25 protein-coding genes and 1 riboswitch are annotated in these 23,753 nt (G+C 37.3%); of the genes, 7 read left to right on the forward strand and 18 right to left on the reverse strand.

The window, feature by feature from the left end; translation table 11 throughout:
• Positions 1-31 precede the first annotated feature (31 nt).
• Positions 32-496: a hypothetical protein gene (locus tag MHB42_RS17805; RefSeq protein WP_340807817.1), complete on the forward strand. Its 465-nt coding sequence runs from the start codon at positions 32-34 to the stop codon at positions 494-496.
• The gene (locus MHB42_RS17810) at positions 484-771 is read left to right on the forward strand and encodes a DUF2653 family protein (RefSeq protein ID WP_340807818.1); all 288 of its coding nucleotides are present in this window, start codon (positions 484-486) and stop codon (positions 769-771) included. The genes MHB42_RS17805 and MHB42_RS17810 overlap by 13 nt, the downstream gene beginning before the upstream one ends.
• 49 nt (positions 772-820) lie before the next feature.
• On the opposite strand, the gene MHB42_RS17815 is transcribed toward MHB42_RS17810, so the two are convergent.
• From MHB42_RS17815 to MHB42_RS17840, 6 genes are all read right to left on the reverse strand, one after another.
• The gene (locus MHB42_RS17815; protein ID WP_340807819.1) at positions 821-1,180 is read right to left on the reverse strand and encodes a potassium channel family protein; all 360 of its coding nucleotides are present in this window, start codon (positions 1,178-1,180) and stop codon (positions 821-823) included.
• 136 nt (positions 1,181-1,316) lie between these two features.
• Entirely contained in the window at positions 1,317-2,945 is a 1,629-nt protein-coding gene (locus MHB42_RS17820; protein WP_340807820.1) for an S-layer homology domain-containing protein, read from the reverse strand.
• 105 nt (positions 2,946-3,050) lie between these two features.
• Positions 3,051-4,217: an endonuclease Q family protein gene (locus tag MHB42_RS17825; RefSeq protein WP_340807821.1), complete on the reverse strand. Its 1,167-nt coding sequence runs from the start codon at positions 4,215-4,217 to the stop codon at positions 3,051-3,053.
• A 60-nt stretch (positions 4,218-4,277) separates the two neighbouring features.
• Positions 4,278-4,448, reverse strand: a complete 171-nt coding sequence (locus MHB42_RS17830; protein ID WP_340807823.1) for a hypothetical protein — start codon at positions 4,446-4,448, stop codon at positions 4,278-4,280.
• A 115-nt stretch (positions 4,449-4,563) separates the two neighbouring features.
• The gene (locus MHB42_RS17835; protein ID WP_340807825.1) at positions 4,564-5,367 is read right to left on the reverse strand and encodes a heme ABC transporter ATP-binding protein; all 804 of its coding nucleotides are present in this window, start codon (positions 5,365-5,367) and stop codon (positions 4,564-4,566) included.
• Between the two features lie 4 nt (positions 5,368-5,371).
• Complete coding sequence (locus tag MHB42_RS17840) at positions 5,372-6,418, reverse strand: FecCD family ABC transporter permease (RefSeq protein WP_340807826.1); 1,047 nt, start codon at positions 6,416-6,418, stop codon at positions 5,372-5,374.
• 202 nt (positions 6,419-6,620) lie between these two features.
• Positions 6,621-6,808, reverse strand: a riboswitch (cobalamin riboswitch).
• A gap of 165 nt (positions 6,809-6,973) precedes the next feature.
• On the opposite strand from MHB42_RS17840, the gene MHB42_RS17845 reads away from it, so the two are divergent.
• Positions 6,974-7,570, forward strand: coding sequence for a biotin transporter BioY (locus MHB42_RS17845; RefSeq protein WP_340807827.1), 597 nt, complete (start codon positions 6,974-6,976; stop codon positions 7,568-7,570).
• 59 nt (positions 7,571-7,629) lie between these two features.
• Here the strand turns inward: MHB42_RS17845 and MHB42_RS17850 are convergent, their stop codons facing one another.
• The 10 genes from MHB42_RS17850 to MHB42_RS17895 all read right to left on the reverse strand — a co-directional run bounded on the left by MHB42_RS17850 (position 7,630) and on the right by MHB42_RS17895 (position 16,324).
• Positions 7,630-8,172, reverse strand: a complete 543-nt coding sequence (locus MHB42_RS17850; protein WP_340807829.1) for an NADPH-dependent FMN reductase — start codon at positions 8,170-8,172, stop codon at positions 7,630-7,632.
• Between the two features lie 63 nt (positions 8,173-8,235).
• Entirely contained in the window at positions 8,236-8,853 is a 618-nt protein-coding gene (locus MHB42_RS17855; RefSeq protein WP_340807830.1) for a nitroreductase family protein, read from the reverse strand.
• An 81-nt stretch (positions 8,854-8,934) separates the two neighbouring features.
• Positions 8,935-9,918: a ring-cleaving dioxygenase gene (locus MHB42_RS17860; RefSeq protein WP_340807831.1), complete on the reverse strand. Its 984-nt coding sequence runs from the start codon at positions 9,916-9,918 to the stop codon at positions 8,935-8,937.
• A gap of 50 nt (positions 9,919-9,968) precedes the next feature.
• Positions 9,969-10,403, reverse strand: coding sequence for a MarR family winged helix-turn-helix transcriptional regulator (locus tag MHB42_RS17865; RefSeq protein ID WP_340807832.1), 435 nt, complete (start codon positions 10,401-10,403; stop codon positions 9,969-9,971).
• 158 nt (positions 10,404-10,561) lie between these two features.
• Positions 10,562-11,032, reverse strand: coding sequence for a YusW family protein (locus MHB42_RS17870; RefSeq protein WP_340807833.1), 471 nt, complete (start codon positions 11,030-11,032; stop codon positions 10,562-10,564).
• A 96-nt stretch (positions 11,033-11,128) separates the two neighbouring features.
• The gene (locus tag MHB42_RS17875) at positions 11,129-13,342 is read right to left on the reverse strand and encodes a YcdB/YcdC domain-containing protein (RefSeq protein WP_340807834.1); all 2,214 of its coding nucleotides are present in this window, start codon (positions 13,340-13,342) and stop codon (positions 11,129-11,131) included.
• Positions 13,343-13,412: 70 nt separating this feature from the next.
• The gene (locus MHB42_RS17880) at positions 13,413-14,585 is read right to left on the reverse strand and encodes a glycosyl hydrolase family 18 protein (RefSeq protein WP_445299994.1); all 1,173 of its coding nucleotides are present in this window, start codon (positions 14,583-14,585) and stop codon (positions 13,413-13,415) included.
• 208 nt (positions 14,586-14,793) lie between these two features.
• The gene (locus tag MHB42_RS17885) at positions 14,794-15,339 is read right to left on the reverse strand and encodes a hypothetical protein (RefSeq protein WP_340807837.1); all 546 of its coding nucleotides are present in this window, start codon (positions 15,337-15,339) and stop codon (positions 14,794-14,796) included.
• A complete protein-coding gene (locus MHB42_RS17890) occupies positions 15,336-15,815 on the reverse strand; it encodes a hypothetical protein (RefSeq protein WP_340807839.1) in 480 nt (159 codons plus the stop codon). Before MHB42_RS17890 ends, MHB42_RS17885 begins: the two co-directional genes overlap by 4 nt.
• Entirely contained in the window at positions 15,812-16,324 is a 513-nt protein-coding gene (locus tag MHB42_RS17895) for an RNA polymerase sigma factor (RefSeq protein ID WP_340807840.1), read from the reverse strand. Before MHB42_RS17895 ends, MHB42_RS17890 begins: the two co-directional genes overlap by 4 nt.
• Positions 16,325-16,478: 154 nt before the next feature.
• Here MHB42_RS17895 and MHB42_RS17900 point away from each other — a divergent pair, with 154 nt between their 5' ends.
• The 3 genes from MHB42_RS17900 to MHB42_RS17910 all read left to right on the forward strand — a co-directional run bounded on the left by MHB42_RS17900 (position 16,479) and on the right by MHB42_RS17910 (position 20,766).
• A complete protein-coding gene (locus MHB42_RS17900) occupies positions 16,479-16,898 on the forward strand; it encodes a hypothetical protein (RefSeq protein WP_340807841.1) in 420 nt (139 codons plus the stop codon).
• 12 nt (positions 16,899-16,910) lie between these two features.
• Entirely contained in the window at positions 16,911-19,643 is a 2,733-nt protein-coding gene (locus MHB42_RS17905; protein ID WP_340807842.1) for a DUF5724 domain-containing protein, read from the forward strand.
• 64 nt (positions 19,644-19,707) lie between these two features.
• Positions 19,708-20,766 (forward strand): DUF4132 domain-containing protein, encoded by a 1,059-nt coding sequence (locus MHB42_RS17910; protein ID WP_340807844.1) that lies wholly within the window; start codon positions 19,708-19,710, stop codon positions 20,764-20,766.
• Positions 20,767-20,811: 45 nt separating this feature from the next.
• On the opposite strand, the gene MHB42_RS17915 is transcribed toward MHB42_RS17910, so the two are convergent.
• Together MHB42_RS17915 and MHB42_RS17920 are read right to left on the reverse strand one after the other, a co-directional pair.
• Entirely contained in the window at positions 20,812-21,543 is a 732-nt protein-coding gene (locus MHB42_RS17915) for a hypothetical protein (RefSeq protein WP_340807846.1), read from the reverse strand.
• Positions 21,536-22,864, reverse strand: a complete 1,329-nt coding sequence (locus tag MHB42_RS17920; protein ID WP_340807848.1) for an AAA family ATPase — start codon at positions 22,862-22,864, stop codon at positions 21,536-21,538. Before MHB42_RS17920 ends, MHB42_RS17915 begins: the two co-directional genes overlap by 8 nt.
• A gap of 187 nt (positions 22,865-23,051) precedes the next feature.
• Between MHB42_RS17920 and MHB42_RS17925 the strand changes: the two genes are divergently transcribed.
• Positions 23,052-23,411 carry a hypothetical protein gene (locus tag MHB42_RS17925; RefSeq protein WP_340807849.1) on the forward strand — a complete coding sequence of 120 codons (360 nt, stop codon included), beginning with the start codon at positions 23,052-23,054 and terminating at the stop codon, positions 23,409-23,411.
• Positions 23,412-23,753 lie beyond the last annotated feature (342 nt).

Consider the following 23,753-nt stretch of genomic DNA (forward strand, 5'->3'; position numbering starts at 1 on the left):
CGATGAAATTATAATTGGAGGAATGTACGTAATGAAAAAAATTCTTGCCGCTCTTTTTGCAGCGACACTCATCTTTTCGACTGTAGGTGCAACATTGTTAATCTCAGATACACCAACAGCTGAAGCAAAAAAATCTTATAAATCAGGAAAAAAGGGCTTCACAAACAATAATAATAGCTCAAATATCCAAAAATCACAGGATAATTCTAAAGACAATAATGCAACAACAAATAAAAATAATACAAACTCAACAAATAAAGCGGATACAACTAAAAAAGGCGGCTTTTTCTCAGGCGGTCTTATGAAAGGCTTAATGCTTGGTGGATTAGCAGGTTTATTATTCGGTAGCCTATTTAGTGGTATGGGGATACTTGGTAATATTTTAGGGTTATTAATCAATGTAGCAGCCATTGCTGTTATTGTTATATTAGTGATGAAAATTGTGAATATGTTGAAAGATAAAAAGCGTAAAGAGGAAACACAATGGCACAAATAATTAGTGAGCAAGATATTATTAATGCCATTTGTTTATCCCAAGCGTATTATAAAAAAATTCGCCCAGAAGCTGTTCTTGTTGAGCTAACATACGATGATGATGCTGGCTTTGGTGCAGAAGTTGATGTCAATGGCCAAATCGAAATGCTCAATACAGCAGCAATGATTGGCGCTTTACGTGTTTGGATAAAGGATGTTTTACATGGCGATCCATTCTCAACAGGTATTGAACTTGTGTTAGATGATGAACAGGGTATTATTGCCATACTATCTTAAAAAAATAGCAGTACAATGAGTCCCCTACAAGGTTCATTGTACTGCTATTTTATTTGTTCACTTTCCTATCCTCCTCTTCCTCATGAAGAGAAATATCAACGATGGATCGTCCAAGCATCAATAACATAATAAACATCACACCTGTACCAACAATTAAATAAATCATTGTAAAAACTTTAGAATAATTAGAAGTTGGATATAGTCCTGTTTCTACACCTGTTGGAATTAAGCTAACGACCGCAAAATACATAGCATCCAACCAATACCACCCTTCAGTTCCTTTGTAAAACAATGTTCCTGATAAAATAATTAACACTAATGTTGTAAATAGCGATAAAAAATATGGTCGTTGAAAGGAGCGCCACAATCCTATTAACAATCTTTTAGCAGATAATATAAATGATATCATACCTTTCTCCTCTCTAGTAATGACTGTCTATGTACGTTATCTACAACCTGCACATACTATAGTCAGACTATACTGTGCTTTTTCACAAAACATCAAAAGGTAGGAGCATCTTGTTATCGCTCCTACCCTCTCCTTATTATTGAGTGGTTAGTTGACTAAGGTTGACAAATATTTTGGCTGCCTCGCTTCGTTTTGTTGGAGCCTTTGGTAAGTATTGCTTGCCATCTCCTACTACAATCCCTAGCTCATACAGCATTGTAATTGCCTGCTGTGTTTCTACATCATATGAAGCAATATCTGTAAATGGTAGTTGATTACCTGTCACTACAGAAGGCTGATTAAATTGCTGTTCATAAGCTCGATAAAGCATTAATGCTAATTGAGCACGTGTTACCGGCTGTCCTGGATTGAATTTTCCATCTGCTGTACCTTTAATGAGTCCGTGTGCATAGGCTGCTGCAATTTCTGACTTTGTTTTAGCATCATAATTCGCAATATCTGTAAATGGTGCTTGCTCCTGTGTTGTTAATCCTAGACTTCTTACAAGTATTGCTGCAGCTTGGACACGTGTTATATTATGATTCGGTCTAAATGTACCATCTGGATAGCCATTCATAATGCCTGTTGCTGCAGCTTTTTGAATATACTCTTTTGCCCAATGACTTTCTATATCCGTAAAGCTAATAGCTCCCTTTGTGGTAAATGTAATGGCTGGATTTTGAACACTTTCATTACCAGCCGCATCCACTGCTTTTACTACAATATGATAGGCTGTATTTTCTGTTAGCTGATCAAGTGTAATCGCAGTTGTATTGGCATCAACTGTTGATATTTGCTGGTCATTGACAAAGATACGATAATTCGTTACACCTACATTATCTGTTGCCTTGTGCCAGCTTACCTCTACAGTAGTAGAATTCTTTACATTTACAGCAATTGCCTTCGATACATCCCATAAAGAGCTTGTCTTCATGATTGGTAAAAATGCTTCATTTGCTACTGCTAAATAGCCAGCCTCACTTAAATGAATATTTTCTGGATTTGGTAAATAGCTTGGAACATCCTTTGCCACAACATCATATGTTGGCACAAACGTTGCACCTGCTTTTTCAACCGCTGCTTTTAATGTTGTATTAAGTGTAGCTAGTAGCACTTTAAACTGTGCTTGTAGTTTTTCCTCATAATATGGGAACGAATTATAATAGCCCATTACATATACTTCTGCTTGTGGATTTAATTTTTTTATTTCTCCTAAAATAGCTCCAACATTGGCTACTGTTTCCTTTGTCGCCTTAATAATGGCAGCCGTATTAATGCCCGTTTGCTGTGATTCTTTTAAAATAGGCAATAAATCATTGGCTCCAGCAGTTAATGTAATAATTTCAGCATTTTTAATAGCATCACGTAGCTTTACTTGCTCACTTGTATAGCCAAAGCCCGTCACTGCCTTTTCTACATTATTTTGGATATCTGTTAAAATATTTGTTGTTGTATAGCCTGACATCGCAAAGCCTTTGTTATAGGAAGCTAAAAAGCCCTCTTGTTGCAATGCTTGTGCTACAAAATCTGTGTAGCTTAGCCCAATAAGACCTAGCTCATTCATACCATGAGCTAATGAATCACCCAGTGCCACATAATCTGCCTGAACAGCCCAGCTCGGTGCTATATTGTCGGTTTGCTCCTCTGCATTGGCTGCTACAGGGGCAACTAACTGTAAAGCAAGTATACTTGTAGCTAAAAAACGAAATTTCTTTGATAATTGCATACACTTTCGCCTCCATCTATAAAATAGTACATGTAACCACCATTTTACTAGAGAAAGGTTAAAAATAGGTTAAATAATAATATTTTTTTAATTTCTATTCCTTATTTAGTCAGCTTGTATTTTTCCATAAATTCCACCACCCCCAACAGCAATCGCTAATTGACCTGTTCTTGCTTGATCAATGAATGTAGCAATTTTAGAGGGGACAATTTGTTCAAGCTGCTCTAGTGTTACATTGTGTAAAATATTCATCTCTGTTCCAAATGCTTGCAGTAATCGTTCCAGCATCTTAGGTCCAATTCCAGGAATAAAATCTAACGGCACCTGATGAATATAAGGGGGTCTATATCGAGTATTCAGTAAATCCTCCGATAGCTCCTGAATGCGTGTAGCCACACCTTTTATAATTTGTGTACTTCCACAATTTGTACAGTGAGTTGCTAGATTATCAAGCTGTTCACCACATTTTGCACAGACGGTTTGATGGTATTTACCAAGTAAAGGATTTAATCCATAATTTGCAAGGACTGCACGACCCTGCTGTTCATGAAGAGCCTTTTTTAGCTCTGTAAAATTGGCTGCTGCTAATCGTAGCTTTTGATATTCACGTGCTATTTTTCCAAGGGAATGAGCATCAGAGTTACTAACAAATGTATATGCCTGAAGCTCTTTTATTTGATTGACCATCATTGTATCAGAGCTTAACCCTAATTCAATAGCGTCTATCATCTTCGGATCAAATACCTCTGTTAAACTGCGCTGAACACCTTTGCCAAACAGGCTTTTAAAGGGGGTAAAAACATGTGCAGGAATAAAAAGCCCACCCAATTCATACACCTTTTGCTGTAATGTTCGTCCATCACAATAGATTCGCTGTGAGCTTAAATGGATATTTTTCATATGCTGAGCCATCCAATTTGAAAATTGCTTCATTAGCAAAAGTGTAGGGAAGTATGCAAGCACATGAATAGGGCCATGGCAAAATTGATCATAAATTTCAATTTCTGAACCTGGAATTAGTGTTGTTTCCTGAAAACGTAGCCCCCCTCCTTCTAGCTCCTTTAGTTCACCTTGCGCTAATAGCTCACTCATTTCCTCTATAACCTCTGGTGAATGACAATCGATAATACCAATAATATCTAACCCCTTTCTTGCACTGGCTGTTTCTAAGATGCGTGCTAATGTTAATGTTTTACTGCCTGTAATTTTCACAGCACGTCCACTAGCAGTACGACCAATATGAATATGTAAATCTGCATAAAACTCTTTCATTTATAGCACTTCCTTTTGTGTATGTTAAAAGAAAAGTACCTTACATTACTGCAAGGCATTTTATTGTTTATGATGACCTGCCATGTTAGGGTTCGCTTCATAGGCAGTTGATCCTTGAGCTGGTATTTCGGATGAATCATATGCTACTAATGTAACACCTATATCCTTCTCTAGCTTATTAATTTTATCAAGTTGCTGTTGATTGAGGTTGGCTAATTTTATTTCTTCCATTGTTTATCATTCCTTTCAACCATAAAGTTCCCTAAAATTAAGCTATCTATACAAGGAAATAGGCTATCAAGAAAGTGGAAATTTTCTTAATAGCCCATTGATATAGTATGCTCAATTATGTTGCTGCTACTGCCTTTATTTTATTGCTTGTAAATTGTTCAGGAATATAGGTTAGATATGGCTTGCCTGTCAATGCATGTGTCTGAATATCCGCGTAGACACCAAATACCTTTTGCAATAATGCAGGCGTTAGCACTTCCTCTGGTGTACCATAGCATACAATCCGTCCATGCTGTAGCACATATATTTGATCACAGTACATAGCCGCGATATTTAAGTCATGCAAAGCTGCGACTACTGTTAAATGTAAGGTTTGAATTAAATCCATCACCTGAAGCTGATGTTGAATATCTAAATGATTTGTTGGCTCATCTAGAATAAGCACCTGTGCTTGTTGTGCAAGTGCCCGCGCAACCATAACACGCTTTTTCTCGCCTCCTGAAAGGGAGCTAAAGCTGCGTTTTGCTAGATGCTCAATACCTGTTTGCTTCAGCGCATCTTTCACAATTCGAAAATCCTGCTCTTTGTCTAGCTCTAATAACTTTTTATGTGGTGTTCTACCCATACTAACTAAATCATGTACAGTAAAATCAAATAATACAGGTGTTTCTTGACTAACAACAGCTAAATTTTTGGCAATAGCTTTACTCGATTGCTTTAAAATATCGTGCTCGTTTAATAAAATTGTACCATTTTCAGGCTTTAATAAACGATACATATTTTTTAACAACGTTGATTTACCGCTACCATTAGGACCAATTAGCCCAACAAATTGCTTTTCCTTTATGTGAATACTCACTTCATGTAATATGCGCTGATCGTTAATGGAGAATGATACTTGCTTTGCTTCTAATGTCATCTTTTTAATCTCCTTCACCAAAAGAATAATTGTTACGACGGAGTAGCCAAATAAAGAATGGTCCGCCACAAAAGGCAGTAATAATACCAATTGGCATTTCCTGAGGAGCAATAATAATTCGAGCCACTGCATCTGCCCAAACTAAGAAAATCCCGCCCAATAAGGCACTAATGGGTATAACATATTTATAATTAGACCCGACAATTAATCGGACAATATGTGGAATGATTAATCCTACAAAGCCAATAGCACCGCTTACAGCAACAAGTACCCCTGTTAATAACGAAACAAGTAAGACAAGCTGTATACGAAATTGCTGAAGGTTGACACCTAATGTGACAGCAGCCTCTTCGCCCAATAATAGTAAATTTAAGTTTCGATAATGGAGCCAAAGTAAAGCAAATACTACTAAAAGGACGATAGCTGGAATGATAATATTTGTCCATTTGGCACCAGCTAAACTACCAAGCATCCAAAACATCACTGCCTTTAATGCACCCTCTTGCTTTGCCATCATTAAAATAAAATTCGAAACGGCTGTTAAAATAAAGGACACCGCCATGCCTGCTAATAGTAGACGAAAGATAGAAACACGCCCTCCAACACGCGATAAAAAAAATACAAGCACAATAGCAAATAATGACCCTAAAAAGGCGGATACGGAAAGAGCATACATACCTAAAAACGAAAAAGCACCTAAAATAATAACAGAGGTTGCTCCCACCGCTGCGCCTGAAGAAATACCTAAAATATAAGGATCAGCAATAGAATTTCGCACAAGCGCCTGAATAGCAGCACCTGCAATTGCTAAGCCTGCTCCAACAATAGCCGCCAGTATGACACGTGGCACTCGTATTTGCCAAATAATAATTTCCTGTGAGCGGCTCCAATCAGACTCTATAAAGTTATGTATAAAAGGTAGCTTCGAAAGAATCACCTTCCAAACATATAATGGCGTTACAGATACAGACCCAACCATTACAGCAAAGGTCATAGAAACGATTAATATGAAAACAAGTAGTACAGAAAATAATATAAACTTTTTATTCATTCAGTAAACTCCTACAAATTTGATGGATAAAGCAATTAGCTAATGCCTTTCAGAGCCTATGATTATTTATCTCAACAACAATAAAGTTGAAGCAAAATAAAAAAAGGCATTCTATACAAAAATATGCATAGAAATACCCTCGATTAAACAAAGTCAGAAAATAACCAGCTATTGTCCGTAATTGCTTGCATCCTCGTGGGCATTACAGGTATTACTAATTGGCAGGTCTCCTGGCTTCGATTCTGCGTCCTCTGATAGCCTTCCCATTTTTCAACAGTGGCATAAAAATCATAGAACTCGTCGTTACAGTTGCGGGACAGCGTCGGACTTTCACCGACTTCCCTTTTAAGTGACATAAAAAGATGTCACACCAATAGTAGCAAATAATATTAAATGATAACGACTCTATCATACAGTTTTATAGGTTGTTCGTCCATATGGAACTATTATTTAACAGCTCTATATTTTAGTTAACTAAATGAAATTTTTATGTTGACACAAATATATCCATTCTTTACACTAGCATTAATAACTATAAAAATTAGAGGTGAGAGCATGGCAACAGTTACAGAACACCGTCATCATAAATTAAGAACCGTAGATATCGCTTATATTGGCTTATTCTCTACACTAATGATGGTAGGTGCTAATATTACTTCCTTTATACCATTTTTAGTAGTGGGTGGTGTCCCAATCACACTGCAAACTTTCTTTGCCATTTTATCAGGTCTTATTCTTGGTAGTCGAAAAGGCGCGCTCGCTTGTACTGTCTATATGTGTATCGGATTAGCAGGAGCGCCTGTCTTTTCTCGCTTTGGTGGAGGCTTTGGGCAAATTTTAAGCCCTACTTTTGGTTTTATTGTGTCATATATTTTATTGGCATTTATTGCTGGTCTTATTGTCGAACGCAGTGGCACAAAAATGAGCTATATAGTGGCTGCGTTAATCGCCTTTATCTTTAATTATGTATTCGGCACAAATTGGATGTATTTTGCGTATAAGCTTTGGGCAAGCGCACCAGAAGGCTTTACATATAAATTAGCGTGGCTTTGGATGGTTCCACCACTACCAAAGGATGTTATCTTATCTGTCTTTGCAGGTATCTTTGCTTACCGATTACAAAAAACATTAAAAATTATTCCAATCAAATAAGCAAAAGAGCTGTGAGAAAGCCAATAAAACGTCAGCTTTCTCAACAGCCCTTCTATACATTAAATATATTTTTTTGCCCAGTCAATAAAGTTATCCATCACAACATCAAGGAATTTTACAGTTCCTTCATCCGTTAAATTTCCTTCTGCATCAAATTTCGTATGCACAGCACCAATATAAACATCGTTACCACTTAGTAATGGTGAATTGACACCAGGAGAGAATAAAATATCACGTAAATGTAATTGAGCTTTAACTGTACCTAAGTTCCCCATAGAAGCACCCATTATAATAGATGGTTTACCGATCATTACTTTATCCACACGAGATAACCAGTCAATAGCATTGACCATGACACCTGGAACTGTTCCATTATATTCTGGTGTTACCCATAACACAGCATCTGCCGCTTTTACTTTTGCTTTAAAATCAAGCACTGTTTGTGGTGGATCATTTTCGTTATCTTGATTATACATTGGTAAATCTTTTAAACTTAAAACTTCAAGATCGAATTTTTCTGCATAACGTTTTTGAATAAATTGAGCTAACTGCATATTATAAGATTCTTTACGGATACTACCTACGATGGCTACTACTTTCACGATGTTTCCTCCTAAATGAATATTAGTCATAGTATTTGTATAGCTATTCTATTTTATACCACATTAATAATACGTGACAAATTCTTCGACAGGCTTTCGATAGCCACGTAAACGACGGCTGCTTTCCTTTTCTTTGCCAATCGTAATCATCAGGACAATCTCATGCGTTTCTGGCACATTAAATAATGCACGCATTTGTTGCTGATCAAAGCCAATCATTGGGCAAGTATCCCAGCCACGATTTTTCGCTGTAAGCATAAATAGCATTGCAGATAGAGAGGCATTGCGAATTGCCTCTTCCTTCATAAATGCCTCACCACGATCCTCATAAAATTTTGCATTTTCAGCTACAAGCTCATCTAGTTCACAGGCTGTAATAATGCCTAAATCTACCATACCTTGACTTAATTCAGCAGTATGTTTATATGCCTCTTTATCGCCTAATACAAGGACTACACCTGAAGCTGAATGTACCTTGTATTGCCCATATGCCGCCTCTCGTACCTTTTCTTTCATTTCCTCATCTAATACGACAATATAATTGGCATGCTGTAAGTTAAAGGCTGATGGTGCTAATTTGACATCCTCTAGAATAGGACGTATATCTGCCTCAGTCATCTTCACACCCTCTACAAAATTATTCGCAGAACGGCGCTTATCTAATAGCTTTGAAAATTCCATTTATGAATCCCTCACTACTTCTATTATCTTTAGCTTTATTAACAATAATTAAGGCGTTAATTACTAAAAAATCAAATTCCATTACTCATATTCTTTCTCAAATGTTTCAGAGCTTCGAACCGTATCAATCGGACGAACAAGCTTTTCAATCTGCTCACGCTTGGGCTCTAAAAATGGTGGTAATGATAGCTTCTCGCCTAATGTTTCATATGGCTCATCCCCCATAAATCCAGGGCCGTCTGTTGCAAGCTCAAATAAAATTTGTGGTGCTACTCGTGTATATAAAGATTCAAAGAAATGGCGATTCACATAGCCTGATGTATGGAAGCCAAAGCTTTCAAATCGAGTTGTCCATTCATCTAATACAGCACGATCCTCTACACGAAAGGCAGCATGGTGAACTGTGCCGAAGCCTTGACGAGCTGCTGGTAAAACTGTGTTATACTCTACAATAATTTGTGCGCCATTGCCCCCTTCACCTACTTCAAATAGATGGAAGTCGCCTTCTTCAGCAATTTCTGTAAAGAGCATTACCCTCTCTAGCATTTCTTTAAAATATTGAAAATTAGCTACACGAACAAATATAGGGCCTAATCCAGTAATCGCATACTCCAATGGAATTGGTCCATCTTGCCACGGTGTGCCTGATGCAACGCCTGTATTATGCTCGTCTGAAATAAGCTGATAGTGCTGATCGTCAAAATCCACAAAGGATAATGTTTTCTTACCAAACTGCTCTTTAATACCAGTATGTTTAACATCTAAACGGTCAAAACGTTTTACCCAGTAGTCGAGTGCTGCATCTGTTGGTACACGGAAGGAAGTTTTCGAAATTTCATTTGTACCATGTACACCCTTTGGAATATTGGGGAAATCGAAGAATGTCATATCTGTCCCTGCACTACCTTTATCGTCTGCAAAGAATAGATGATACGTTTGAATATCATCCTGATTCACCGTTTTTTTCACTAAACGCATACCTAAAACATATGTAAAAAATTTATAATTTTCTTCTGCACTACTTGTAATAGCTGTTACATGGTGTACACCTTTTAAATGATTCATTGTATGTTCCTCCTAATTATCTTTAATTCGAGATATTTGTATAAAAAATTTTATTGTTTGATAGCATTTTTGCCAACCTTTTTTAACGACAAAATCATTGTGTCCAGTTCTTGAGGTTCCAATACTTTAAAAATCTCATTGATCTTTTGTTCATGCTTAGGAAATGTTTCTTCCATTAAAGTGTATCCCTCCGGTGTTAGTAATATATACGTAACACGTCGATCTTTTGGACATGCTTTGCGCAAGACATAACCCTTGTGCTCAAGCTTATCAATTACATAGGTAATACTGCTACTAGCAATTAATATTTTTTTACCAATTACTTGAACAGGTTGTTCTCCATGATGATACAAAAATTCAAGAACAGAAAATTCTGTTGGGTTTAAATCGTATTGTAATAAATCTTTTTTCGTTGCATCCTGAATTGCTTGATATGCTCGAAACAGAACTGTGAACGCTTTTAAGTTACGATTATCTTCCTTCATGCAGCTCCCTCATTTATTTCGAAGTTATTTATCTCTAATTCGAGATAATAATATCATAGCTGCTAGCAAAGAGCAAATAGATTGTTTATATTTCAGACTTATGACTGAAAAACCTTCATAAAACTAGCTATCACACTGATAGCGATAGCTAGTTATAATTATTTGATGCGTTTAAATTCTTTTTCTGTGCCATCCATAAACTCTACCTCTACCTCAATGCTTTGGTAATCATCAGCAATATTAAACACTTTGATTACTTGGTCAATAACCTCGTCATTGGATGTTGTCGATTCAAATGTGAGCTGTTTAAATAATGGCTCTAATTTTGTGTATGCCTCATCGCCCTGTAGTCTTTCGTTGTTACGGTCATCCTCTAGCTTTGCCTCTATGCCAGACCTTTTATTTTCATACTCTACCTCATATGATTCGGTAGCAGAGTAATCCACATCTAATGAAAACTCTACAAAATTATAGTCTGCTTGGTCTGTCACATTATCGCCAGCCTGCTGTGTTGTATTTTGCTCGACAGGGACGTTTGTAGGAGCGTCCTCCACCTTTTCTTTATCATTATTACAGCCAGCTAAAAGAATCGCTATCATAGGAATTGTTAATAAATATTTTATACGCAACCTCATCACTCCTTTCATTCCTATTCTTTCCTCTATTCATTAAAAATAACCCCAACAAGAGCATCTCCCAATATAGAAGATGCTCTTGTTGTTTGACTAATAATTGATATTAATATTATTTTCTTGAATGGCACGTGCTAGGCGAAGTGTTGATACGGCTAAATCCGCATATGAAACCTTTGCTGTAGCATTAAATTTATTTTGCTGTGCATCCATTAAGCCCATTGCATTTGCTATAGCAATATAGCCTGCATATTCAGGACTAATCGAGTCTGCGTCCGCAAAATTCAATTTATAAATATCGCTATGCTTTGCGGCATACTCTAGCTTTAGTAATTTAATATACCATTCAGCAAGCTCCTGACGACTTAGCTGTTCATTTGCTGCAAATTCGTTAGCAGGCTTTAAAATACCGCTTCGTACAGCTTGTTCAACTACATAATATAAAGGATGCTTTTTATCAATATTACCAAAGGATTGCACATCCTCGCCCTCGCTAAAATAATGACCATATGTTAAAGAATTTAGTAAAATTTTTAATGCTTCACCCTTTGTAATAGCTTGGTCAGCATTAAAGCTTGCAGGGTCCTTTACTACTAAAATATTTTGCTGTAACAAATAATTCAATTCCTTCGCAGCTGTTGGATGGGAAATAACAGCGGCTTCCGTTGAATTATCTTCTGTTATTAACCATTCACCTGTTGTCGCATCAATGAAATTATAGGAGCTACCCTCAAAAGTTGGTGTATATACTAAATCATAATGCTGCTTATTATCATTTGTATTTTGCTCTATATATTGCAACTGTAGCTCCAATGCTTGACTATACAATTCCTTTGCTTGTTCAGCAGGAATTGCCTTGCTGATAGATGGCCAGTTTTGAATATCATGGTTGATCGTATAAATTGAGCTGAATGAACCATCATGACCGATTGTTACTAAAATCTCTTCACCTATTACTGGTAGTCCATTGACAATACGTGGGAATGTAAACATGTATTCCTTACTATCATGATTGATAGTTGCTTCATCAATTGGCTTTGAATATTCATGTAAACGTGAAGGAGCGTATTCTTTTAAATAATCAATTGCTTTTGATAATGCCACATCGCTTCCAATCATCGTTGTTTTGTCATCTAATTCTAAAAACTCTCTGCTAAGGTCTTGATAATGAAGAAGCTCTCCTGTCGCCTTATCAATTTCTATATTTGTGCCAACGCTATTATTCCCTTGTGTATAGGAATATTGAATAGAGTAAATCGTTCTTCCATTTTCGAGTTCTCTTTCATCAATCATTTCAATGTTTAGCTCTGTCTTATCTGTGCTTTCTTTTAAGATCGTTTTGGCAAATGCCTCTACCTCTGCAACGGTCATATCTTTTTTCCGTGGTGCTAATGGCTGAGCAGAAATCCTTTCCAATTCTTTCACCTTTGGAAGTCCAGCTGTGAAGCCATTTGCTGTTTGCCATTGACCTGATAAAGCATGTACGCCATTAGAGCCTGATGCTGGTGCATAAACAAGCTTTACACTTGGTTCGCCTGTTTGATAGTCATAATCAATTGTATAACGCAACACTACTGAAAGGTTGTCACGCAGCTGTGCAAGTATATCAGCTTCATCCTTTTTCTGATCAACACGATCAAATGTAGCTTGACTAATTGGCTTTGCATAGCGATAGAAGCTAGTAACCTCCCCATTTGCAAGCACCTGGATAGAGATTTGCTGGTCCATAATCGGTACATTATTATGTGTTGGCGCATACGTAAATGCATAAGTAATTGGCTCCGATAATGGTCTAGACATATTATAATAGTGGCTCAATCCATCTGGTTGAAGCTGGTATCCTTCTGTATTTGGTAGCTTTTTTAGGAAGTCATATGCAAGCTGCTGTGCCTCTGCTTCAGAATACTTTGCTGGATAGATCGCATCTGCAATGTTAGCAGGCTGATAGTAAAAACTTTCAAGCTCTAAATCATTGTCCGTGAAGGTAAAGCTTCCATAGACATCTTTACCATTAACGGTTTTATGGAAGCTAAGCTCATAACGAATCGTTTTATCATCTCTAAAATAATGACCACTGCCTAGATGAAATTCATCATCCGATACAAAGCTAAATTTTCCTTGGAATAGTTCATGAACTTTCTTAATCAGTGTACTTTTTGTCACATTTGTTTCTGTTGAAGCAACTAGAATTTCAATTTTTTCTGATGGCTCCTTTACATTGGCAGAAGCCTGAGAGATTGGTGAAAGTAAACCTACAGTAAATGCTGTAGATGTTAAAATGATTCCTAAGTTTTTAAATTTACCCAAAATACCCCTCCTACAAAAATGTTTACCATAATTATAATATAATTACCTAGATTTAAAAATATTTATTTCACTACTTTTTTACTATGTTGAAATTTGAGCCTAGTAATAACCAGTTTTGCGGGAATGGCAGCCCTAGTTTCCAATAGCCAATACCTCGAAGCTGATATTGCTTAATAAGATTAAATTTGGCTTGAATCGACCTAGCATCTTCAAACCATACCATATGTGCTCTGCCCTGCTCATCATAATATTCAAAGAACGGCGCTTGAGCTCGCCAATCATATTGAATAGCAGCATGATAACGTTTTGCTACCTCAATCGCTCTTTGTGGACTAAGTGCCTCTGCATAAGGTCCTCCCTGTACAAAGGGTAATGTCCAATCATAGCCATATAAATTTTGCCCAAGCATAATTTTATGTGCGGGTATCTCACTAACCGCATATTTCACAACTGCCTCCACTTCAGGCAATGGAGAAACAGCCATTGGTGGTCCTGCAGAATATCCCCATTCATAGGTCATTAGTAATGCAAAATCTACAATTTCTCCATGTGCTCGATAATCATGTGCCCCTGTCCACTGTCCTGTGGTGTCATCTCTTGTTTTAGGTGCTAATGCTGTAGATACGGTATAGCCTTGCGCATGAAATTTTTCAACGGCTCTTCTTAAAAAGTTATTATAGGCTTGTCGTTGGTCAGTAGGTAGGCTTTCAAAATCAAAATGAATATCTTTCACATCTCCTAAGCGCTTTGCCTCTACAAGAATATTGTCAAAGAGTATATCCTGCACGGCGGTACTTTGAAAAATATCTCGTGCCAGCTCACCACTAAAAGCAAAATCCTCCAGATTGGAAATAACCATTGCAAGAGAGGCTCCTGTGTCATTTATGATTTGTGTAACACCTTGACTTGGTGGTTTCTGTAAGCTACCATCTCGTTTTACCTCATAGCTAAACAATGCTAAATATGTTAAATACGGTCCCGCTTCTCTAGCCTGCTCTAACAGTGTTTCGCTAACGGCTGTTCCTCTTGGCTCTAAATATGCCAATGTTTCTGCTGTTGTTTTGGGTGGTTGTGGAATATAGAGCCTTAGCCCAATAGATAATATTTGATTGGGATGAATGCCATTTACTTGAGCAAGCGTTAGATAGTTTATACCGAAGCGCTGTCCAATTGACCATAAGCTATCGCCCGGCTGTACATAATAAAAGCTCCCAACAATCGGAATGACAAGAGCTTGCCCCACCACTAATTGGTCTGGCTCTGGAATTTGATTGGCATCTACAATACTTTGAACCGTAGTCCCATATGCCTGTGCAATACCCCATAAAGACTCACCAGCTTGTACAACATGTATTTGAATGATATTGCCTCCTTCTAACATGATACAATCACACTTATAAACCTTATGATAGCTATATGGAAAAGATGTCTTACAAAAAAATCCATCGCCACTAAAAGCGAATGGATTTTTCTTGCTCAATATTTTTATAACAGACTCTGTAATAATAATTAACTACTACAAATGCACTAAGCTGTGCCAGAGAGCCTAGGAAGCTAATTATATCTCGTATACTCGCCTCTATATTGATAGCAAAAGCTTGAACAACAAAGCCTCCTAGCATACATATCATAAAAATTTGATAGGCTTTAAAGGTTTTCGCTTCTAATGGCTCATTTCGATACATATATAGCAATAATTGAAACACATAGTACATAAAAACAATAAACAAAAACTGTATAAACTGTGTGCTAATCCCTTGAAATATTTCCAGTCCAAACCATTGAGCAATCTCTACAATAAAGGACAATACCATTAAAATAATAGCAAAGTTCTTTGTCCAGCGTTTTAAATTATGGAAGGCTGGTAACAAATGAATACCAACTATAAAAAATAAATAGCCAAGAAAATCTGGTAAAATATCTGGTATCCAAAAAAAGTGTAAATCCAAAAAGATAAAGGCGAAACCATTCGATAAATATACATATGGATTTTTCATTGCTCCCCCTCCTTATATGTTTGCCCCTTCAGCAATGTGCTTTCTTGTTGATCCTTAATTGTGGCAGGCTGTTCGATTTGCTCCTCCTTATATTGCTCTGCATAAATGATATTTCCTAACCATGCGATCAATGATAATGAAAACGTCATATAAACAAGCTTGCCCTTTGTTAATCCCTTGTAATAAACCAAGACGATAAACAATAATAGTCCAAGCATTGCAACAATAAGCATAACGTTTCCAAATAAATTTCCCTCTCCATACAAAACTTTAGCAGCTTGCTTTCGTTCCAATGATTGCCCTGTTATAACGAGTACTAAAAAGGCGAGCGTTGCGAATGTTACTGCAAGTGTAAGCATGGCTGGTAGCGAAAATCGTTTCCTTTTTTGTCGCTGGTTGCTTATTAAGGCTTGTCGTAATTGTTTTGAAAACTGCTTATTTGGCTCTAAATCGGGGCGCTTTATTTTATATTTCATAAATCATCCCTCCCCACCCTTTTTCGAAGCCTTGTCATTGCTCGGTGAAAGTCGACACGTACCTTTACCTCTGAAATCCCCAATATCGCTGCTGTTTCCTGAATGGTGTAGTCCTTTAACATACGACAAATAATAATTGTGCGATCATGCGATTTTAATGTCATTAATGCCTCCTGAATGAATTGCCATTGCTCACGCTGCTCAACGACCTCCAAGGGCTTTGGCACGTCCTTTATAGATGGCTGCCAGCTAAGCTTCTCAAGTAAAAGACGCTTTATTTTTTGCTTTCTATGTATATCCATCGCTGTATTGCGAGCAATGGATAAAATCCATGTTTTAACCTTTTCTTTGTTCCTCAACTTATCTAATTGCTTTAGCACCTTGAAAAATGTTTCCTGTGTAATATCCTCTGCTTCCTCTCGGCTATTCGTATAATAAAGCGCAAAATGATACACATCTCGATGATATAAGTCGTACAAACGTTCTATTTTAAGCGTATTCTTCGGCAAAGCTTCACCCCCTTTTTACCTTACAAATAAGTCGTAGCATAGCCTTTTTTGTTACACATTTCCCACAAAATTTTTGTAGAACTAGCATCATATGCCTTATTCTTTTTGCAGTTATCGCTCTTGTATAATGAAGCTATGATAAGGAGGTGTTAGGTTGCGTTTATTTTACCAACAAAAAGTCATCGGTAAGAAATCACGTAAGCTTCAACAAATCCCATTTTTTATCGAGGAGCCTGTCACAACATTACAAGATTTGCTTATTCAGCTTGTCACACAAGAGGTACAGCGATATAACGAAAAAATAGTTGATACACCGCTTTACCTCGATTTAACAAACCAGCAATTGGAAGAGGCAGCCCAATATGGCAAAGTACATTTTGGAGAGAAGAAAAACAGCACTATACAACAGGTTGACCAAGCCATCTCCACAATGCTACAAGCTTTTGAGGATGAGTTATTTTTAGTGCTTCATCATGAGGAAGCCATGCAATCACTCGCTACACCATTAACCATACAGGAAGACGATGTTTTTACATTTATTAAACTATCAATGCTTGCAGGACGCATTTGGTAAGGAGGGGCTTTTATGACATTATCACATGAACAAAAAACGCATTTTCAACATATAGTCGATACCGCACCTACAGCTATACAGCCACTAGCAACAGCCTTATTCAAATATATGGACAACCGTGACGATGATATTGAACGGTTAATTGCCACACAGCACTACCAAACACTTCAGGAGCTCTTTAATGGACCATTCTTTGATGTGCTTACCCTTTTTTCTTCACAGGAACGCGCAAATACAATTAAAACGCTAGCACTACGGTTTGACACAACTATGTTTCAAACAGGTATTTTGCGTCGATCATTCCGCTCAGCTCAGCCTGTACAAGATCACCTTTTTCAATGCCTTCAACTAATAGAAGAAATGCTAACGTTTGAGGAAATTAGTTTGCAGGAGCTGTTGACTAAGCATCAGCAATATGAACATGGAACATATCCAAACTATCATGCCTATGTTTTGAAAAAAGACAAGATAAAGGTAATTGATTTTACAGTTTTTGAGCAATTGCTTGCTGAAGAGCTATCCTTACAAAATACTTTGATTGAAGAGGCAGTTGAGAGTATTTTATTTGATGAGCATCGCAGTAGCTTTTTTGGTTATCCACTTATTCGTGGCATTTTTAAATCAACGAATACACGCATGCATGAGGCACTTGGTAAACTACTTGTAGCGGCAGCACGTCAAGAAGGGCTACGACAAGCTATTGTGGAAAATATCGACCATGGTAATCTTGAGGCACAGTTGAAAATGATGAAGCTTATTCAAGAGCATAAGCTTACACGCTTCTCCTCTGTTATTCGTGCAATCGATACATGGATGGGGCTTGGCTATAATAGCTTTGATAATCAAAAGATAACAGAGGAAGTATTATCTTTAGCTATTCAGGCAATCGAGGAGGATAGCTTTACTGAAGAATTATTACAAAGCGAGCGTACAATTGATATTTTCGTTGCACTTTGGGCAATCTCCACAAAAGATTATACAAAGCTTGATGCTGTGCTGCCTGAGCTATTGAAGCGTGACAAACATATTCAGCTTACAGCACTTGCCTTTTTAAAAAATCTATCTAAGATTCCCTTTACAGCACCATATGTAAAGGAACTGATTTTAACGACAAAGGATATTGAGTTGTTTGCTTTTGCATGGGGCAATTTTATTTATGCCAATCACTATATTAATAGTGAGTATGCTCAAGATAATGATTGGGATAAAACGTTGCAAAGCTTTATGCAGGAAAATGTTCAGCTACAAGGGATTGAATATCCATTTTTTGAGCAGATTGAATGGGCAAAAAGTGAAATCTCTAAAGAAGGACTTACAATTACAGGGAAGCCATTACCCTTTGTCTTTGTACATCTATTATTAGAGGACTTAGTTTCCATCCAAATTATTTTGGCACATCATGTACAGGATGAAGCATTGTTCCAACGAATTATTGCACAGGCAGATTCCTATTCACCAACGAGCAGAATTGGTTTACTAAATATTTACTGTCTGCACCCAACAACACAGGGACAGCGTGAATTTCTCTTTAGCTCTCTACGCGATCGAAGCTCCATTAATCGCTCCATCGCACTTAAGAAAATACACGAGCTAACACCAACGACAGATGAAATATTAAAAATTGAAGATTTATTAGCTAATAAATCAGGGGCTCTACGTAAAGAAGCAATTTCACTCCTAAAGGTACAGCCGCAGGACAGTGTTTTACAAAGCGCTGAAAGATTGATTAAAGATCGTAAGCAATTAAAGCGTCTTGGAGGGCTTGAATTATTGCTAGAGGCCTCCAAAAAATCTGCTATAGCAAATGAGCAAATTATTGCTCTTTGTGCATTATTGCCAAAAGTAACAAAGAACGAGCAAGTGCTATTAGATCAGCTAGTGACACAGGATGTACCAGAATATAATGAGCATAATGGCTATGGCTTATATACGCCACACCCTCCTGTTCAATATGACAGCATTACTAGCGGAGCGATTAATATGAATGCTGGCGAACCTTGGCAGCAGCTTGTTCCATTATATGTACAATCACCAACACCATTAGAGAAATTCTTTCAATACGATGTTACAAAGCTACTGCATAAACTTGAGCAGCTTATTCACATCCTTGATGAAAATGCTGATTATGAGTATGAAACCTATCAATGGAATGATACAACAATTACGACAACATTAGATCAAAGATATAGTTTGATAGCTACTAAAACAACTAATCAGCACCAAGCAAATCTTGATGTGCATCCAATACCAGAGAAAATTGTGCAATGGATTCAAACATCTATGTTTAGCTGTGAAGATTTAGCCTATTTTAACTTTTACAATGACCTATACGAATATCCTACTGCTCAAGATCTTACAGAGGAAGCTCATACGCTAATTGCTCCCTTCTTCCATTATGAAGAAATCAAAAAGAATATCGCCAAATTTAATGCTTTAAAGCATAAATATACGCTTGAACAAATCTTTGCTGTGCTTATGCAGGATAACAAACATATTGAGGAAGAATCCGTGTTGCATAAGGAAGCAATCACTTTATTAGAACAGCACTCGCCAGCATTTAACAGCTTTGAGCAGGCAGTTGGTATTATGCTACAGCTCTTACAGCAACTTTCTGCTGAGCAATGGCAAATTAATATACGAGATAACAGCTATTATTACTACCGTGCTACATTGACAATTATTGATTTAGATGTGATTCAACTATTTGTAGATCGTTGCCTAGCTGACTACTCAACTTATTGTTGAAAAGAATGGCAAGCGTTTAAAAAATATTCCTGCCGCACTTAAAAAACATGCGGATGTTGTTGCCTTGCAGGAAGCACGCAAGGAATTACAAGAACAATATAAACGAGCACGTCCAGCACTTGAGCAAGCAATGGAAATAGAAACGGTATTCCCTGCTGAGGAGCTTCTCCATTTATTAGATCATCCAATTTTAGCACCTCTTTTACAAAAGCTAGTCTTTAAATGTAATGAGCATCTTGGCATGCTTACTTCAGAGGGCTTGCAATTAGTATCAGCAGATATTATGCCACTTGCACCAACAGCAACTTTAAAAATCGCGCATCCCTACCACCTGCTTGAAAGTGGGCAATGGCGACAATGGCAAGCCTATCTATTTGAACATAAAATACAGCAACCATTTAAGCAAGTATTCCGTGAGCTGTATATCATTAATGCTGATGAAAAGGGGCAAAAGCAATCATCACGCTATGCAGGACATCAGGTAAATCCATCACAAGCAGTAGCGTTGTTAAAAACACGAGGCTGGCAAATTAGCTATGAAAGTGGACCGCGTAAAGTTTATTATAAGGAAAATATTGTGGCATCTCTCTATGCACAGGCAGATTGGTTTACACCAGCAGAAATTGAAGCACCTACGATTGAAGGCGTTTATTTCTATGATCGCTTAACAGGCAAAAATATCGCTTTAGATACTATTCCTGCAACGATATTCTCTGAGGTTATGCGTGATATTGATCTTGTTGTAAGTGTTGCGCATATTGGTGGTGTAGACCCTGAGGCAAGTCATTCTACCATTGAAATGCGCAGTGTTATTGTTGAGGAATTAGTGAAATTACTAAAGCTAAGCAATGTAGAAGTGAAAAAGCAGCATGCGCTTATTACAGGAAAACTTGCCAGCTATTCCTTACATCTAGGCAGTGGCGTCGTACACCAAGTGGGCGGCTCAATGATTCCCATTATCGCTGTGCCAGCTCAGCATCGCGGACGTATTTTCCTGCCAATGGTAGATGATGACCCACGCACGGCTGAAATTATGTCAAAGCTGTTATTACTAAGTGAAGATACAAAAATAAAAGACCCAGCCATACTAGGTCATATTCGTAGCTATGAACAAATGAGTTAAAAATATGTATAGCAAAAACAGGTGATTATGAAAGATCACCTGTTTTTATTGTTCATCCGTTTTAATCATATCAAATAATAGTGGTACATTCGTTCCTCGCTGTAATGAATGACAGCCTTCCATTAAATGTCCCCAGCTTTTGCGCATTTTTTCCTTGTAAGGTAGCATCGCATCTACTGGCACATATGCTTTTAAATAGTCCTCAATCGTACCTGATAGATTTTCGATAAAGGCATCCGCTTTTTGAATTTTCTCTGTTGCAATTTCATTGCGTTCATCCCATAATACATGCTCTAAGTTTGTAGAAAAATAAAAAAGCTGATAAGGCACTTGCAAACGTTGAATGCTAAAATGGTCATGGGCAATTAAAATCTTGGCATTCTTGGCCTTCATTTCATTGCGCTGTTCAATTTGCTCCTTGCGCTTAGCTGACTTTACTAAGATCGCATCCTCTGTATAAAATAGATTTTGCTTAATACTCTCATCTACCTTGACATATTCAGGCGCAATAAAACAACCATCTGCATCTGTAATATGGACAACGGCTGTTAAATCCTTTGCTAAAAACTTATATTTTTCTAAATAACTTTGAATCGCTTGTACAACACTATTTTTAATATTGGGCACACGCTTATGCTTATCCCATTTTGTTAACATATCCTCACGCTGCACATCAAAGCGTATGGTCGAATTTGCAAAATGGGCATCTAAATAATCCTCTAAAATAACTTGCTCTGTCTGCCCTTCAACAATAATTAATAGCACCTTTTTAGTCATGCTGTACACCCGCTTTACGAAAGGCACGCTTTATTTTAAATGTTTTTGTTTCCTTATAAAGCTCCTCATCCTGCCCACCAAGCTGAATGGCACGAAGATATGCATCTCTTGCGTTATTTGCTTCTTTCATACCTTTTAACTGTATATAACGATGATTATCATTTGTTGTTGTAAACCATAGATTGTTAATTGCTAACACCTCTAACACACGTAGATTATGGGATGTAAAAATAAGCTGCCCTTTTCCATCCTCATCTATCACTGTTAACAGCTCCCCTAGCAAATATTCAAAAATACCTGAATCTAACTCATCAATAACAACACAAGCATTAGGGTTATTGTAAACAGCAATCAGCACGCTAAGAATGGCGATAATTTTTAAAATCCCCTCTGACTCTGTGCGTAAGGGCAATGCTTGCTCACCACGCTGGGATAAAAATTCAAAGCGCATACCCTGCTCACCACTATCCAGCGTCTGCTTTGTAATCACATTAATCTTGATGGTTAGCTCTGGAATAATCGCCGATAGCACACGATTGCTTTGCTCAATTACCTCGCAGAGCGCGTAAAAGGCATCCTCTGGCAATAAGGCTGGTCCCTTTAAATCATAAGGAATAAGACCTCTTGTTTTTTCTAGATGAATACTAAAGGGCATCATTCGTTCTTCAAATAATGGCGCGATATTTTGCGTATTCACAACATGTAAATCACGATTAAAATCAATAGCAATATTGTGCAATAGCTGTATTTCCTGTTCAGAAAGTCGTGCTTGTACGAAAGGCTGTAAATCTTTATGGAATAAAAAAGATTGATATTGCTTTCTTGCTAACTGTTGAAGGACAAGTAATTGAATGCGTACTTCCTCATTAATATTCGCTAGACTTGATTTTCGAATATGCACATCCTGCTCTGTGACAGCCATTAAAACTTTAGCACGCTTGCCTTTAATATTTTCTTTATAAGAAAGACGTTCTACTATTGGATAGAGTCGATGCTGATCCTCCTGTAGCTCCACATAATAGAAGACAAAAAATGCGCCAAATTCATTCTCCACTAAAAATTCGAAATCAAGGCTTGCTGTTTGCTCCCCAGCCATAATTAAGCGTTTGTTCTGTGCAGGTAGCTTGCTATCACCTGAAAGCAGCGTTTTTAATAACGCAAATGCGTCTACAATGGTCGTTTTGCCTGAGCCATTTTGTCCATACAAGCCAACAACATTTGCCTGTAGAAATGTATCAAAACTCACCGTAAGTACAAGTTCACCATGCCCTACATTTCGTAAATTTTGCATAGTTATTTTTTTCACTTTGATGATTGCCATTTGCTAAACATCCTTTAGCTTTTTTCACCTAGTATAAGGAAAATTATGCTGTTTTATAACCATGTTAGTTTTTAGCCTATGACAATCATCCGTATAGGCATATAGTAGAAAAAATAAAGAAAGGTGTGTTTTATTGGTTTATCCTCGATTAGCTCCCGAAGATTTTAACAAACAATTTCATCCGGGCATGAAAATATGGGTTTCACTTCCAACTGGTACGTATTCAGGTACATTGATTCGAACATTTGGTTCAAGAGGTAGAACGGCTGAAATCCAGCTAGATAATGGACAATTGGTGACAGTTGATGTTAGTCAAATTACAGCGGCAGGTACAGGAACACCACAACATGGCGGCTCTTATCCTCCTTCATATCCACCACGCCCATATCCGCCGCATTCCTATCCACCACAGCCTTATCCACCGTACCCATATCCATCACCATTCCCACCAGCTCCATATCCAGGAGGACACTATCCTAATTATCCACCACCTTTAATCCCCGGTTTGCCAAATATATTGCCAGGAATCTTTGGTAACTCACGGTAATAAAAGAAGGCTTTCCTCTCGTTCTTGTAAAGAACGGTGGAAGCTTTTTTTCATGGAATAATCAAATTGTATCTTCTCATCTTTTTATTATTCCAAAAAAATAAAATTATTCCATTTTCTAATTTATTCACGCCGACAACACAAGTCGAAATACCTATAAATAAAACCGTAATTCACTTTTATCCAATAGCTGATTTTAGGTGTAATTAAATCGAGCTTCGCTTTTATACTATTAATTATTTACTTTTTGCATATATAATGCATAAATCATAAAAATAAAGGACTAAAGAATCAAATTATTCTATTTATTTTTGCTATTGCAAGCTTTAAATAGTAAGTTTT

This window comes from Lysinibacillus sp. FSL K6-0232, assembly GCF_038008325.1.
Taxonomy (GTDB): Bacteria; Bacillota; Bacilli; order Bacillales_A; family Planococcaceae; genus Lysinibacillus.